This window comes from Streptomyces sp. PsTaAH-124 (assembly GCF_000373685.1).
Classification (GTDB): Bacteria; Actinomycetota; Actinomycetes; order Streptomycetales; family Streptomycetaceae; genus Streptomyces; species Streptomyces andamanensis.
Genome location: NZ_KB892206.1, coordinates 317,094 through 331,828, shown reverse-complemented (window position 1 = coordinate 331,828; position 14,735 = coordinate 317,094). Strand labels below are relative to the sequence as shown.

Sequence of the window (14,735 nt, the reverse complement as noted above, 5' to 3'; positions counted from 1 at the left end):
CCACCCGGACGCTACGGCAGGTAACCTCCAGCTCATGTCCCGCCATGTCGCGATCGTCACCGATTCAACGGCCTACCTGCCGCCGCGGACGATGGAGCGCCACGGCATCACCGCGGTCCCGCTGACCGTGGTCCTCGGCGACCGGGCTCTCGAAGAGGGCACCGAGATCTCGACCCGCTCCCTCGCCCAGGCCCTCCAGAAGCGGCGCTCCGTCACCACCTCGCGCCCCAGCCCCGAGCGCTTCGCCGAGACCTACCGACGGCTCGCCGAGTCCGGCGCGACCGGCATCGTCTCCCTGCATCTGTCGGCGGAGCTGTCGGGCACCCATGACGCCGCCGTGCTCGCCGCCCGCGAGGCGCCGGTCCCGGTCCGGGTCGTGGACACCGGGATGGTCGCGATGGCCCTCGGCTTCTGCGCCGTGGCCGCCGCCGAGACGGCGGAGGGCGGCGGCACGGTGGACGAGGCGGTCGCGGCCGCCGAGAAGCGCGCCGCGGGCACCTCCGCGCACTTCTACGTCGACACGCTCGACTATCTGCGCCGGGGCGGACGCATCGGCACCGCACAGGCCCTGCTCGGCTCCGCACTCGCCGTCAAACCCCTGCTGCAACTCCAGGACGGCCGGATCGAGCTGCTGGAGAAGGTGCGGACCGCCTCCAGGGCCATCGCCCGCCTGGAGGAGATCGCGGCCGAGCGCGCGAGCGGGGACGGCATCGACATCGCCGTCCACCATCTCGCCGCCCCCGACCGGGCCGCGGCGCTCGCCGACCGGCTGCGGGCCCGGGTGCCGGGCCTCGCCGACCTGCATGTGAGCGAGGTCGGCGCGGTGATCGGCGCGCACACCGGGCCGGGGCTGCTGGGGGTCGTGGTCTCCCCGCGCTGACCCGTGTGGGTGACGCGGTTGTCCACAACCGGCGGGTGGTCCCCGGAAATTGAGCAAGATCATCATGAAGTGACGGGCTGTCCGATGCTGACGCCATGGCACTTCGACCGCATCCACGCCCCGTGACGGCGACCAGCGGCCCGGGTCGCGCCCCGGGCTCGGACAGCCGCACCCATGGCCGCCGCCACCACCCCGCTCCCACCCGCTCCGGACCCCGCCGCCACCAGGCCCCGGCCGAGGACCTGCGCCGCCGCGCCGAGGCCCTGTTCGCCGGGTGTCCCGCCCGCGCGGAGGAGACGGGGGAAGCGGAGGCATCGGGGAGCGGACCTCCGGGCGGTGCGGTCGGAGCCGGCGACGGTCCCGGGGCTGGGCGCGACAGCGCCTCCCGGCCTGCGCGCTCGGTGCCGCCGCTCGCGCCAGGGGCCCGGCCGGTCGCGCCCCCGGCGTCCCCGGCTCACCCGGCCGCTTCCGTGATGGCTTCCGTGATGTCTTCGGCGGTGCCTGCGGACACCCCTCCCGGTACGGCTGGTACGCCTGCCGCGACCGGCGCCGCGGAGGAGGCGGCGCGGACCCGGCGCGGCCCGGCCGCCCTCGCCCTCGCCCTGCGCGAGCGGCTGCCGCTGTGGCTCCAGGCGCGGTGCGGGGTCGAGCGCAGGCATGTGATCGCGCTGACGGTGGTGCTCGTCGCCGCGGCTGTCCTGGCCGTGCAGCACTTCTGGACCGGCCGCACCCAGTCCGTCGCGGCACCCGAGGTGGTCCGGGCGGCGGCGTCCCGGCCGGGCCGTGTCACCGGTGACGACCGGAGCGCAGCGCCGGACTTCCCGGTGGCATCGGCCGCCCCGGCCGCCGCACCGCCGGGGGCCGCTGCCCCGACCGGGGCCCGCCAGATCATGGTGGACGTGAGCGGCAAGGTCCGGCACCCCGGAGTCCACCGCCTCCCGGCCGGTTCACGGGTCACCGACGCACTCCGGGCGGCCGGCGGTGTACGGCCCGGGACCGACCTCGACGGCCTCAACCGGGCGAGATTCCTCGTGGACGGCGAGCAACTGGTCGTCGGCGGACCGGCACCGGCCACCGGAGCGGGGGCGGGGGCGGCCTCGGGCGCCGGGGCCCCGGGCGCGGCCGGGGCCCCGGCGGGCCCGGTCTCCCTCAACACCGCCACCGCCGACCAGTTGGAGACACTGCCCGGTGTCGGCCCGGTACTGGCCCAGCACATCGTCGACTACCGCAGTCGGCACGGCGGCTTCCGCTCGGTGGAGGAACTGCGCCAGGTCACCGGCATCGGCGACCGCCGCTTCGCCGACCTGCGCGGCCTGGTGACGGAATGACCCCGCCCGCGACCACTCGAACCCCCGACACCCGAACCCCCGACACTCGAACCCCTGACACTCGAACCCCTGATACCTGGACCCCCGACAACCCGCCCGCCGCGACCCGCGCCCCCGGCACACCGCCGGGCCAGTCCGCGGCCCCGGAGACCTCGCGCACCGACACCGCCCCCCGTCCCCGCTCCCCGGTGCACCTCGCCTCCGGCCACCGGCTCGGTGCCTCCCGTCCCCGGCAGGAGGGCCCGCCCGATCTGCGGCTGGTGCCTCCCGCCCTCGCCGCCTGGGCGACCGCGGCGCTGGCCCTGGACGCCTCCGTGCGCCAGGTGACGGCAGTCGTCGTCGCCTGCCTCGCCGTGGGAGTTCCGCTCCTCCTGCGGCGGTCCCACCGGGACCGCCGCCCGCACCCCTGGCTGCGCACCGCCACCGCGCTCGCGCTGCTCGCCGCCGCCGCGGCCGCCGCCTCCGCGGGACTGCACGGCGCGGACGTACGGCGCGGACCGGTCCCCGGCCTGGCGCGGCAGTACGCGACGGTGACCGCCGAGGTGGAGCTGACCTCCGATCCCCGGCTCACCCGGCCCCGGGTCAGCGGCGACCACATGGCGCCCGTCTCCGTGCTGGCCGAGGCGGAGGTACGGCGGGTCCAGCGGCCGGGCGGAGCCGCGGTGGCGACCCGCGCGCCGGTGCTGGTCCTCGTGAACACCCGCGCCCCGGCCGCCGAGGACAGGGCGACCACCGGACCGCGCACGGACGGATCCGGCCCCCGGAGCACGTCCCCCTGGCTGGGCCTGCTGCCGTCCACCCGGCTGCGGGTGACCGGACGGCTGGCGCCTCCGCTGACGGGCGGTGACCGGATCGCGGCGGTGCTGAGGGTCCAGGCGAGCGGGACGGGCGGGGCGGCCCCCGAGGTGACCGCGGGCCCCTCCGCGCCGCAACGCCTGGCGGGCCGGCTGCGGGCCGGTCTGCGCGCGGCGACCGACGGCCTGCCGGGGGACGCGCGCGCCCTGCTGCCGGGACTCGTCGTCGGGGACACCTCGCGGATCACACCCGAGCTGGACCAGGCGTTCAAGGACACGGACCTCGCCCATGTGCTGGCCGTCTCCGGGAGCAATCTCACGATCCTGCTCGCCCTGCTCATCGGCCCGCCCGGCCTCGCCCAGCACGCCGAACGCCGGGGCCTGGCACCGAGGCTCGGCCTGTCGCTGCGGGCCACCGCGCTGGCGGGCTCGGTGCTCACCCTGGGGTTCGTCGTGGTGTGCCGGCCCGACCCGAGTGTGCTGCGCGCCGCGGCCTGCGGATCGGTGGTGCTGCTCGCCCTCGCCACGGGACGGCGCCGGTCGCTGCTTCCGGCCCTGGCGGCGGCCGTCCTGCTGCTGGTGCTCTACGACCCGTGGCTGGCTCGCAGTTACGGCTTCCTGCTGTCGGTGCTGGCCACCGGAGCCCTGCTCACCCTGGCTCCCCGGTGGAGCGCGGCGCTGCGGCGGCGCGGGATGCCCGCCCGCCCGGCGGAGGCGCTCGCGGCGGCGGCCGCCGCACAGGCGCTGTGCGCGCCGGTGGTCGCCGTGCTGTCGGCCCGGGTGAGCCTGGTGGCGGTGCCGTGCAACCTGCTGGCGGAGATCGCGGTGGCGCCCGCGACGGTGCTGGGCTTCGCGGCCCTGGCGTGCGCACCGGTCGCGATGCCGGTGGCCGAGGTGCTCGCCCGGTGCGCGCGCTGGCCCGCCGCCTGGATCGCGCGGGTGGCCAGGACCGGCGCCGCGCTGCCCGGCGGGGGAGTGGACTGGCCGGGGGACTGGACCGGGGCGCTGCTGCTGGCGCTGGTCACGGCCGTACTCGTCCTGCTGGGCCGACGGCTGCTGCACCGGCCCTGGCTGTGCGCCGCCTGCGGGCTGCTGCTCCTGGTCGCGGTGGTGCAGCCGCCGCCGCTGACCCGGGTGATCACCGGCTGGCCGCCGCCGGGGTGGCGGTTCGCGATGTGCGATGTGGGGCAGGGCGACGCGACGGTGCTGGCGGCGGGCCCCGGCGCCGGTGTGGTGGTGGACGCCGGTCCCGACTCCCGCCGGGTGGACCGCTGTCTGCGCGCGCTCGGCGTCACCCGGGTCCCGCTGCTCGTGCTGACCCACTTCCACGCCGACCATGTGACAGGTCTGCCCGGTGTGCTGCGGGGGCGCCGGGTGGGCGAGATCGAGACGACGGCCTACGAAGAACCGCCGGAACAGGCGGCGTTCGTGCGGCGGGAGGCGGCGCGGCGGGGCATCCCCCTCACCCGCGCCGTCGCGGGCGAGGAGCGGCGCACCGGCGATCTCGCCTGGCGGGTGCTCTGGCCGCCCGCCCGCCCGGCCGTCGCCCCGGACGGCCCCAACGACGCCAGCGTCACCCTGCTCGTCCGCTCCGGCTCCCTGAGCCTCCTGCTCCTGGGCGACCTGGAGCCTCCGGCCCAGCAGCAGTTGGCCCACTCGCCCGACGCGGCCCGGCTGACCCGCGTCGACATCCTGAAAGTCGCCCACCACGGCTCGGCGTACCAGGCCCCCGAGCTGATGCACCTCGTCTCCCCGAGAGTGGCCCTCATCTCCGTCGGCGCGGGCAACACCTACGGCCACCCGTCCCCGCGTACCGTCGCCGCCCTGCACGCCCAGGGCGCCACGGTCCTGCGCACCGACCGCGACGGCGCGCTCGCGGTCACGGGCGAGGGAGCGGGGGTGCGCGTGGTGCGGGACTGACGGGGTGCGGGGTGGCGCACGGCACCCACCGACGCGCCGCCGGGCGCGGTGCGAAACCCTTCCCTGAACGGGTAATTCAGGTCACATCCGGCTACTCGTGCGAGAGGCAGCACATGCACTGGTTTCCCATGATGTGGCCCCGTGTTGCCTCGAATGCCTCATCGGTGATCGAATGATTCTTCGGAAACAGGTGTTGTCACATCGTGCAGAGGGTGTCGTAGATGATCGGCCGCTTGCTGGGAAGCCGTACGAAGCGAGTGCAACGGACGAGTCCCCTGGCGGCGGTGCGGACCCCACCGGACGCCGGGGTGCTCAGCTGCCGGGTGCTCGATCCGGTCAGCCAGCCGGTGCCGCAGGCGGAGTTCGCGGTGATGGACAGCGTGGGGCGCAAGGTGGTCGGCGGCGGGACGGACCCGTTCGGCTCGTTCGTGGCGGCGGTGCCCGCGGGGGAGTACCGGCTCGCCGTGTCCGCCGAGGGGTACGCGCCCTACCGGGCCGCCGCGACCGTCGCGGAGAGCTCGCTCACCTCGCTCGGCGATGTGACGTTGCAGGTCGCGCAGCCGCCCGAGCTGCCCGCGCCGGGCGACTGGGACATCGAGCCCACGCACTCCTCCATCGGGTTCACCGCCCGGCACATCGGACTGGCCCGGATCCACGGCCGGTTCAACTCCTTCGCCGGGGTGCTGCGGGTCGCCGAGGACATCGAGCAGTCGGCGATGCATGTGGTGATCGACGCGGCGTCCATCGACACCAACGTCAGGATGCGCGACGACCACCTGCGTTCGCCGGACTTCCTGGACGTGGCGCGGTTCCCGACGCTGGAGTTCTACGGCGACCGGTTCGCGCACCGCGGCGGCAACCGGTGGGCGATCACCGGCGCGCTCTCCCTGCACGGTGTGACCCGCACGGTCACCCTGGACACGGACTACCTGGGCCTCGGCCACGGCATGGAGGGCGAGGTCCGGGCGGCCTGCCGGGCCACCGCCGAGCTGCACCGCGACGACTTCACCGTCAGCTGGCAGACGATGCTGGCGCGCGGCATCGCCGTGGTCGGCCCCACCATCAAGGTCGAACTCGACATACAGATCGTGCCCAAGGGCTGAGGCCGGGCGGTTCGCCGGTAGCGCCGATGACGGCGGGGCGGCCGGGGGCGGGTCCGGGGCCGGTGCCCGGCGACGGTGCGCTGCTCCACCGCATCCACCGCATCCACCGCGTTCTCCATGTCCGACAATGGCGTGCGTGAGTGACGTGAGACATGTCCTGGTGCTGCCCGACCGCGATGCCGCCCAGGAGGCGGCCGAGGAACTGGCGGAGCGGTTCGGCATCAGTGAGGAGCCGCAGCTCGTGCGGGACGCGCTGGCCGGTGAGGACGACGCCGAGGACGCCCAGTGGCTCGTCGTCCTGCGTGACGAGGAGGAGCGCCTGGACGCGGCGGAGCTGGACGCGTTCGCGGGCGAGTGGGACGGCTGGCGCGAGGAGCCGTAGCGGCCGGAGCGGGCACACGGAGCGCCCGGTCGACGGGTGCGCGGTGGGTGCGCGGCGCGGGCGTTGTCAGTGGCCCGTGGGATGCTTGTCGCGATGGCCAGGAAGACTGCGAATGACGACCCGCTCGCCCCCCTGACGCTCGCCGTGGGCCAGGAGGAGCTGCTGCTCGACCGCGCCGTGCGGGAGGTGGTGGCCGCCGCGCGTGCCGCCGACGCCGACACGGACGTACGGGACCTCACCCCCGACCAGTTGCAGCCCGGCACCCTCGCCGAGCTGACCAGCCCATCGCTCTTCGCCGAGCGCAAGGTCGTGGTCGTACGCGCGGCGCAGGACCTGTCGGCCGACACCGTCAAGGACGTGAAGGCGTATCTGGCCTCGCCCGCCGAGGAGATCACGCTCGTGCTGCTGCACGCGGGCGGCGCCAAGGGCAAGGGTCTGCTGGACGCGGCCCGCAAGGCGGGCGCGCGGGAGGTGGCCTGCCCCAAGATGACCAAGCCCGCCGACCGTCTCGCCTTCGTGCGCGGCGAGTTCCGCGGTCTGGGCCGCTCGGCGACCCCCGAGGCGTGCCAGGCGCTGGTCGACGCGATCGGCAGCGATCTGCGGGAGCTGGCGTCGGCGGTGTCCCAGCTGGTCGCCGACGTGGAGGGGACGATCGACGAGGCCGTCGTCGCCCGGTACTACACGGGCCGCGCGGAGGCCTCCAGCTTCACCGTCGCCGACCGGGCCGTGGAGGGCCGCGCGGCCGAGGCCCTGGAGGCGCTGCGCTGGTCGCTGGCGACCGGGGTGGCGCCCGTGCTGATCACCAGCGCGCTGGCGCAGGGCGTGCGCGCCATCGGCAAGCTGTCCTCCGCGCGCGGCGGCCGCCCCGCCGATCTGGCGCGCGAGCTGGGCATGCCGCCGTGGAAGATCGACCGCGTGCGCCAGCAGATGCGCGGCTGGACCCCGGACGGCGTCGCCATGGCCCTGCGCGCCGTCGCCGAGGCGGACGCCGGGGTGAAGGGCGGCGGCGACGACCCGGAGTACGCGCTGGAGAAGGCCGTGGTGACCATCGCCCGCGCGGCCCGTTCCCGGGGACGCGGATAGCGGGAGCGCACCGAAGGCACCGCGCCCACCGCGCCCAAGACACACCGAAGGCCCCGGACGCGCTCCCTGGGGAAGGGAGGCGGCCGGGGCCTTCGGTCATGCTGGTGAGCCCATGCCCGCGTGGCGAACGCAGGCCGCGCACAGGCTCTGGGTGCCGTCCGGGGGCGGATGAGAGAGGGCCCGCCCGGGTCCGTCCGGCGTCAAGTCAGGGAGTTCAGCCCTTGAGGGTCGCGACCTTGGTGGCCAGCGCCGACTTCTTGTTGGCGGCCTGGTTCTTGTGGATGACGCCCTTCGAGACGGCCTTGTCGAGCTGACGCGCGGCAGCGCGCTGGTACTCGGTGGCCTTCTCGACGTCACCCGCGGCAGCGGCCTCGCGGGCCTTGCGGATCGCGGTCTTCAGGGAGGACTTGACGGCCTTGTTGCGCAGCCGAGCCTTCTCGTTGGTCTTGATCCGCTTGATCTGGGACTTGATGTTCGCCACGAATGAGCCTTCTCTTTCGAAAATTTTCCGGTGTGCCTCGCGCTGAGAGGGCATGAGACACAGCCCCCCACGTTACCAGCGCCCCGTTCCACGGCCCAAACCGGTCGCCGCTCCCCGGTCGCCGCCGGACATGGGACCATGGAAAGACTACGTATCGATCCGACCCGAGACCGCAGACGGACAAGCACACGTATGCGGACGCCTCAAGAATCAGGACCCTGCGTGCCCGCGACCCCCAGCCATGTGCCCGAGCCGAGCCGTACCGACCCGGCGCTGATCCGCAACTTCTGCATCATCGCGCACATCGACCACGGCAAGTCCACTCTCGCCGACCGGATGCTCCAGCTCACCGGTGTGGTCGAGCAGCGGCAGATGCGCGCTCAGTACCTCGACCGCATGGACATCGAGCGCGAGCGCGGCATCACGATCAAGTCCCAGGCGGTGCGACTGCCGTGGGCGCCGACCCACGACCCCGGCAACACGCACATCCTCAACATGATCGACACGCCGGGGCACGTCGACTTCACCTACGAGGTCTCCCGCTCGCTCGCCGCCTGCGAGGGGACGATCCTCCTGGTCGACGCGGCCCAGGGCATCGAGGCGCAGACCCTCGCCAACCTCTATCTGGCGATGGAGAACGACCTCACGATCATCCCGGTCCTCAACAAGATCGACCTGCCGGCCGCGCAGCCGGAGAAGTTCGCCGAGGAGCTGGCGAACCTGGTCGGCTGCGACCCGGACGACGTGCTGAAGGTCTCCGCCAAGACGGGCCTTGGCGTGGAGGCGCTGCTCGACCGGGCGGTCGAGCGCATCCCCGCCCCGGTCGGCGTCAAGGACGCCCCGGCCCGCGCGATGATCTTCGACTCGGTCTACGACTCCTACCGGGGCGTGGTGACGTACGTCCGAGTCATCGACGGCCAGCTCAACAAGCGCGAGCGGATCCGGATGATGTCCACCGGCGCCACCCACGAGCTGCTGGAGATCGGCACCAACTCCCCGGAGATGCTGCCGGCCGACGGCCTGGGCGTCGGCGAGGTGGGCTATCTCATCACCGGGGTGAAGGACGTCCGCCAGTCCAAGGTCGGTGACACCGTCACCAGCCAGCACAAGGGCGCCACCGAGGCCCTCGGCGGGTACAAGGACCCCAAGCCGATGGTCTTCTCCGGCCTGTACCCGCTGGACGGCTCGGACTACCCGGAGCTGCGCGAGGCGCTGGACAAGCTCCAGCTCAACGACGCCGCGCTGGTCTACGAGCCGGAGACGTCCGCCGCGCTCGGCTTCGGCTTCCGCGTCGGCTTCCTCGGCCTGCTGCACCTGGACGTGATCCGCGAGCGCCTGGAGCGCGAGTTCGGCCTCGACCTGATCGCCACCGCCCCCAACGTGGTCTACCGCGTGATCATGGAGGACGACAGCGAGATCACCGTCACCAACCCGAGCGAGTTCCCCGAGGGGAAGATCGCGGAGGTGTACGAGCCGGTCGTGCGCGCCACGATCCTCGCGCCCACCGAGTTCATCGGCGCGATCATGGAGCTGTGCCAGACCCGGCGCGGCACCCTGCTCGGCATGGACTACCTCTCCGAGGACCGGGTCGAGATCCGCTACACCCTCCCGCTCGCGGAGATCGTCTTCGACTTCTTCGACCAGCTGAAGTCCAAGACGCGCGGCTACGCCTCCCTGGACTACGAGCCCACCGGCGAGCAGAGCAGTTCCCTGGTCAAGGTCGACATCCTGCTGCACGGCGACAAGGTGGACGCGTTCTCCGCGATCACCCACAAGGACCAGGCGTACGCGTACGGCGTGCGGCTCGTCGCCAAGCTGCGCGAGCTGATCCCGCGGCAGAACTTCGAGGTGCCCGTCCAGGCCGCCATCGGGTCGCGCGTGATCGCCCGCGAGACCATCCGCGCCATCCGCAAGGACGTCCTCGCCAAGTGCTACGGCGGTGACATCTCGCGCAAGCGCAAGCTGCTGGAGAAGCAGAAGGAGGGCAAGAAGCGCATGAAGATGGTGGGTTCCGTGGAGGTTCCCCAGGAGGCGTTCATCGCGGTGCTCTCCAGCGACGACAGCGGGGCGGCGGCCAAGAGCAAGAAGTGACCGCAGCGGTCCGCCGTGTCCCGCCGCCGCGGCGGCGGACCGGGCGCGGAACCGGGTGAAAAGGGGCCCGTCGCACGAAAGTGCGGCGGGCCCCTGCGCATGCGCGTGGTAGCGCTCTGTGGGAAGTCTCAGGCCACAGCCCCTTACGCGGTGGCCGGTCGCCCTCTACCCTGATGCCTGCTCGCTAGTTACTCGTGAGTTAAACAAGCCGGCGCCGCCGGCCGGACCAGCCAGCCCAGCCACCACCCGTGAGTCAACCCAGCCGCACCTGAGCCAGCCGCCGCACTGCCGCGGGCCCCGGAGGATGTCGTGAGCGACGCACAGACCCTGATCGAGAACCGTCCGCCGTCCGTGGCGGCCCTCTTCCTGGAGCGTGTGGCGGCCACACCGGACGCCGAGGCCTACCGCTACCCCGTGCCACCGTCCTCGGGCGAGGGCCCCGACGAATGGCGCTCGCTGAGCTGGGCGCAGGCCGCCGAGCGGGTGCACGCCATCGCCGCCGGTCTCATCGAACTGGGCGTACGGCCCGAGGAGCGCGTCGCGCTCGCCTCGTCCACGCGCGTGGAGTGGCTGCTCGCCGACCTCGGCATCATGTGCGCGGGCGCGGCCACCACCACGGTCTACCCGCAGACCAACGCCGACGAGTCCGCCTTCATCCTCTCCGACTCCGAGAGCCGGGTGCTGATCGCGGAGAACGCCGAGCAGCTGGCCAAGGCGGCGGACCGGCGCGCCGAGCTGCCCGACCTGCACCATGTCGTCGTGATCGACCCGGCGGGCGTGGAGAGCGGCGAGTGGGTGCTGACCCTGGCCGAGCTGGAGGAGCGCGGCGCCGCCTACCTGGAGAAGCACCCTGAGCTGATCAAGGAGCGGGTCGGCGCGATCACCAAGGACCAGCTCGCCACCCTCATCTACACCTCCGGCACCACCGGCCGCCCCAAGGGTGTCCGCCTGCCGCACGACAACTGGTCGTACATGGCCAAGGCGATCGCCTCCACCGGTCTGCTCGGCCCCGACGACGTGCAGTACCTGTGGCTGCCGCTCGCCCATGTCTTCGGCAAGGTGCTCACCTCCGGGCAGATCGAGCTGGGGCACGTCACCGCCGTCGACGGCCGCGTCGACAAGATCATCGAGAACCTCCCGGTGGTCCGGCCGACCTACATGGCCGCCGTGCCGCGCATCTTCGAGAAGGTCTACAACGGCGTCGCCGCCAAGGCCCGCGCCGGCGGCAACGCCAAGTACAAGATCTTCCAGTGGGCCGCCGAGGTCGCGCGCGAGTACGGCAAGGTCACCCAGGACAACTTCAAGCGCACCGGTGTGCACACGGCGCCGTTCGCGCTGGCCGCCCGGCACAAGGTCGCCGACGCGCTCGTCTACGCCAAGATCCGCGACGCGTTCGGCGGGCGGCTGCGCGCCTGCATCTCCGGCAGCGCCGCCCTCGCCCCGGAGATCGGCTACTTCTTCTCCGGCGCGGGCATCCACATTCTGGAGGGCTACGGCCTCACCGAGTCCTCCGCGGCCTCCTTCGTCAACCCGGGCGAGGCCTATCGCACCGGCACCGTCGGCAAGCCGCTGCCCGGCACCGAGGTGCGGATCGCCGCCGACGGAGAGGTCCTGCTGCGCGGCCCCGGCATCATGCAGGGCTACCACAAGCTGCCCGAGAAGACCGAAGAGGTGCTGGAGTCCGACGGCTGGTTCCACACCGGTGACATCGGCGAGCTGTCCCCGGACGGCTATCTGCGCATCACCGACCGCAAGAAGGACCTCATCAAGACCTCCGGCGGCAAGTACATCGCGCCCGCCGAGGTCGAGGGCCAGTTCAAGGCGGTCTGCCCGTACGTCTCGAACATCCTCGTCCACGGCGCCGACCGGAACTTCTGCACCGCCCTCATCTCGCTGGACGAGCCCGCCCTCCTCGAATGGGCCGCGGAGAACGGCCTGCGCGGCCGCTCCTACGCCGAGGTCGTCGCCGCCCCGCAGACCGTGGAGCTGATCGACGGCTACGTCCGGCAGCTCAACGACGGTCTCCAGCGCTGGCAGACCATCAAGAAGTTCCGCCTGCTCCCGCGCGACCTCGACGTCGAGCACGGCGAGATCACCCCGTCCCTCAAGCTCAAGCGGCCGGTGGTAGAGCGGGCGTACAAGCATCTGATCGACGACATGTACGCGGGGACCCGGGAGGTCTGACCGCCCCGCCGCCCCGCCCGCGCGGCTCCCTCGGCCGCGCGGGTCGCGGTCGGCCGCCCCGGATCGCCTGTGCCCCCTCGGAACGGTCCCGAAGTGGCCGGAAACGTTCGGGTCCGTGCGCTCCTCGGCGGAGTTCTCGCGTGGGGCGGTCCACTTCGGTAACCCGGTGCTTCGGAGCGTGGTCGGTCTGTCACCCTGGCGGCGATGACCGACCTTTCGTCCGATTGCTCGGGGAGCTGTAGATGGGGGCCATTCCGACGCAGCGGGAGACGGGGTTCCGCGCCGGTGAGCCGGGCGCACGCCGGGGCGCGGCGGCGGCCGGGGAGGTGTGCGCGACCCTGCCCGGCAGCCCGGTGGCGCCCGGCTCCGCCCGCGCGCTGGTGCGCACCGCGTTCACGAAATGGCGCGATCTCGGCCTCGCCGTCCCGGAGCGGCTCGCCGACGAGATCCTGGTCGTCGTCAGCGAACTGGTCACCAACGCCGTCGTGCACGCTGGCACCCAGGCCGAGCTGAGCTGCCGCCGGGAGCCCGACACCGGCGCGTGCGTGGTGGAGGTCACCGACCGGCACCCCTCGCGCGCCCCCCGCGGCCACGGCCAGGAGACGGCGTACGAGCCCCCGGAGTACGGCCGCGGCCTGCGCCTGGTCGCCGCGCTCGCGCAGGAGTGGGGCATCACCTACCGGACCGGCGCCAAGACGGTGTGGGCGCGGCTCTCCGCCGACGAGCGCCAGCCGGACGAGGAGGGCGCAGCGGCAGCGCCGGGCGCCGAACCCTGCCTCGGTGTCGCCGAGATCCTCGCGCCCGGACCGCAGCGCGCCGAACGCGACCGCGAATGGCTGGGCCGCGGCGCCCTGTCCTTCCTCGCCGAGGCGTCCGACCTGCTCGCCGGGCAGCTCGACGAGGACCTCGTCGCCTCGCTCACCGGACAGCTCGTCGTGCCGCGCCTGGCCGACTGGTGCGCGGTGTGGCTGGAGGACGAGGCAACGGCGCGCGGCGGCCTGTGGGGCGACGGCACCGGCGCGCCCGGCGGACGCCTCGCCCGCGTCTGGCACGGCAGCGAGAACCACCTGGAACAACTGCGCCTGGCCCTGGAGAAGGACCCGCCCCGGCCCGCGGACGACGCGCCGGGCTCCGGTCCCGTTCCCTATCCGTGGCCCGGGGCGGCCCTGGGCCCGCGCGAGGCGGACGGCGCCGCGCTCGCCTACCGGCTGGTCGCCGGGGGCCGCCCGCTGGGCACCCTCGTCATCGGCCGGGCCGGACTGCCCCGCTTCCCCGACGAGATCACCGGCCTGGTGGAGGACCTCAGCCGCCGGGTCGCGCTCGGCATCGGCGCGGCCCGCCAGTACGCCCGGCAGGCCACCATCAGCGCCGTCCTCCAGCGCGGACTGCTGCCCGGCGCGGTCGCCGAGATCCCGGGGCTGCGCAGCGCCCTCGTCTACGAGCCGTGCGACCAGGGCGGCCCGAGCGGCGACTTCTACGACCTCTTCCCGGCGGGCGACGGCCGCTGGTGCTTCGCCGTCGGCGACGTCCAGGGCAAGGGCCCGGAGGCCGCCGTGGTGATCGGGCTCGCCCGGCCCTGGCTGCGGCTGCTGGCCCGCGAGGGCTACGGCGTCCCCGACGTCCTGGACCGCCTCAACCAGCTCCTCCTGGACGACGCCACCGAGGCCGCCGACGCCGCCGCGCGCGCCCTGGCCGGTCCCGTCGCCCCCGGCGACGCGCCGCAGACCCGCTTCCTGTCCCTCCTCTACGGCGAGCTGGCCCCCTTCGAGGGCGGTGTCCGCTGCACCCTCGCCTGCGCCGGGCACCCGCTGCCGCTGCTGCTCACCCGGGGCGGCGACGTCCGCACGGTCGCGCACCCGCAGACCCTGCTCGGCGTCATCGAGGACGAGACGTACCTCTGCGACAGCTTCGAGCTGGCCCCCGGCGACTCCCTCCTCTGCGTCACCGACGGGGTGACCGAGCGCCGCTCCGGCTCCCGCCAGCTCGACGACGGCGACGGCCTCGCCGCCGCCCTCGCCGACTGCGCGGGCCTGGACGCCGACCTGATCGCCGACCGCATCCGCGACCTCGTCCACGGCTTCGGCGAGTCCCCTCCCGAGGACGACCTGGCCCTGCTGGTGCTCCAGGCCCAGTGACGGGCCTCCGGCGGTCGGAGGAACACCGGTCACGCCCCGCGACTGCCGGGCGGCGAGCGGCACGCCGGTTGCCGGTCGTGCCCCGGTCCGTGCACGGCCGGGCCGGGCCCGTGACCGGCGTACGGTCGCCGCCCGGAGCATGGCCTGGCGCGGCGTCGGCCCGCCCTCCCCGAGCCGACGCCGGTCGTGCTCCCTACGGCAGGCGGCACACCCCTCATGCTCCGGTCGGCAGGTCGGCAGGTCGGCAGGTCGGCAGGCCAGCACCAGCGTGCCCCGGCGATGCCCGCCGGTCGCGAGTTGGACGCGAGCCGGACGCGCCCCCGGGCGGCCGACGGAACCCCGTTCCTGCCCTAG

Annotated in this window: 10 protein-coding genes; 9 read left to right on the top strand and 1 reads right to left on the bottom strand. The window is 73.9% G+C overall.

What is annotated here, in order from left to right:
- Window positions 1–34 precede the first annotated feature (34 nt).
- The 6 genes from B086_RS0133355 (at window position 35) to holA (ending at window position 7,490) form a co-directional block, all read left to right on the top strand.
- Entirely contained in the window at window positions 35–880 is an 846-nt protein-coding gene (locus B086_RS0133355) for a DegV family protein (RefSeq protein WP_018570784.1), read from the top strand.
- A gap of 95 nt (window positions 881–975) precedes the next feature.
- Window positions 976–2,208 (top strand): ComEA family DNA-binding protein, encoded by a 1,233-nt coding sequence (locus B086_RS41430; RefSeq protein ID WP_037874305.1) that lies wholly within the window; start codon window positions 976–978, stop codon window positions 2,206–2,208.
- Window positions 2,209–2,396: 188 nt separating this feature from the next.
- Entirely contained in the window at window positions 2,397–4,922 is a 2,526-nt protein-coding gene (locus B086_RS0133345) for a ComEC/Rec2 family competence protein (protein ID WP_018570782.1), read from the top strand.
- A 221-nt stretch (window positions 4,923–5,143) separates the two neighbouring features.
- Entirely contained in the window at window positions 5,144–6,025 is an 882-nt protein-coding gene (locus B086_RS0133340) for a YceI family protein (RefSeq protein WP_026253030.1), read from the top strand.
- A 127-nt stretch (window positions 6,026–6,152) separates the two neighbouring features.
- Window positions 6,153–6,407, top strand: coding sequence for a hypothetical protein (locus tag B086_RS0133335; protein ID WP_037874304.1), 255 nt, complete (start codon window positions 6,153–6,155; stop codon window positions 6,405–6,407).
- Window positions 6,408–6,500: 93 nt separating this feature from the next.
- On the top strand, window positions 6,501–7,490 hold the full coding sequence (gene holA / locus B086_RS0133330) for a DNA polymerase III subunit delta (RefSeq protein ID WP_026253028.1): 990 nt from the start codon (window positions 6,501–6,503) through the stop codon (window positions 7,488–7,490).
- 214 nt (window positions 7,491–7,704) lie between these two features.
- Here the strand turns inward: holA and rpsT are convergent, their stop codons facing one another.
- Entirely contained in the window at window positions 7,705–7,971 is a 267-nt protein-coding gene (gene rpsT, locus B086_RS0133325) for a 30S ribosomal protein S20 (protein ID WP_018570778.1), read from the bottom strand.
- A gap of 222 nt (window positions 7,972–8,193) precedes the next feature.
- Here rpsT and lepA point away from each other — a divergent pair, with 222 nt between their 5' ends.
- The 3 genes from lepA (at window position 8,194) to B086_RS0133310 (ending at window position 14,381) form a co-directional block, all read left to right on the top strand.
- Entirely contained in the window at window positions 8,194–10,062 is a 1,869-nt protein-coding gene (lepA, locus tag B086_RS0133320; RefSeq protein ID WP_018570777.1) for a translation elongation factor 4, read from the top strand.
- Window positions 10,063–10,371: 309 nt separating this feature from the next.
- The gene (locus tag B086_RS0133315; RefSeq protein ID WP_018570776.1) at window positions 10,372–12,246 is read left to right on the top strand and encodes an AMP-dependent synthetase/ligase; all 1,875 of its coding nucleotides are present in this window, start codon (window positions 10,372–10,374) and stop codon (window positions 12,244–12,246) included.
- 242 nt (window positions 12,247–12,488) lie between these two features.
- Window positions 12,489–14,381, top strand: a complete 1,893-nt coding sequence (locus tag B086_RS0133310; protein ID WP_018570775.1) for an ATP-binding SpoIIE family protein phosphatase — start codon at window positions 12,489–12,491, stop codon at window positions 14,379–14,381.
- The last annotated feature ends 354 nt before the right edge of the window (window positions 14,382–14,735 follow it).

Coding starts and splice junctions, on each gene's coding strand:
- B086_RS0133340 (WP_026253030.1), top strand. CDS start 5,144: ATGATCGGCCGCTTGCTGGGAAGCCGTACGAAGCGAGTGCAACGGACG.
- B086_RS0133355 (WP_018570784.1), top strand. CDS start 35: ATGTCCCGCCATGTCGCGATCGTCACCGATTCAACGGCCTACCTGCCG.
- B086_RS41430 (WP_037874305.1), top strand. CDS start 976: ATGGCACTTCGACCGCATCCACGCCCCGTGACGGCGACCAGCGGCCCG.
- B086_RS0133335 (WP_037874304.1), top strand. CDS start 6,153: ATGGCGTGCGTGAGTGACGTGAGACATGTCCTGGTGCTGCCCGACCGC.
- holA (WP_026253028.1), top strand. CDS start 6,501: ATGGCCAGGAAGACTGCGAATGACGACCCGCTCGCCCCCCTGACGCTC.
- B086_RS0133310 (WP_018570775.1), top strand. CDS start 12,489: ATGGGGGCCATTCCGACGCAGCGGGAGACGGGGTTCCGCGCCGGTGAG.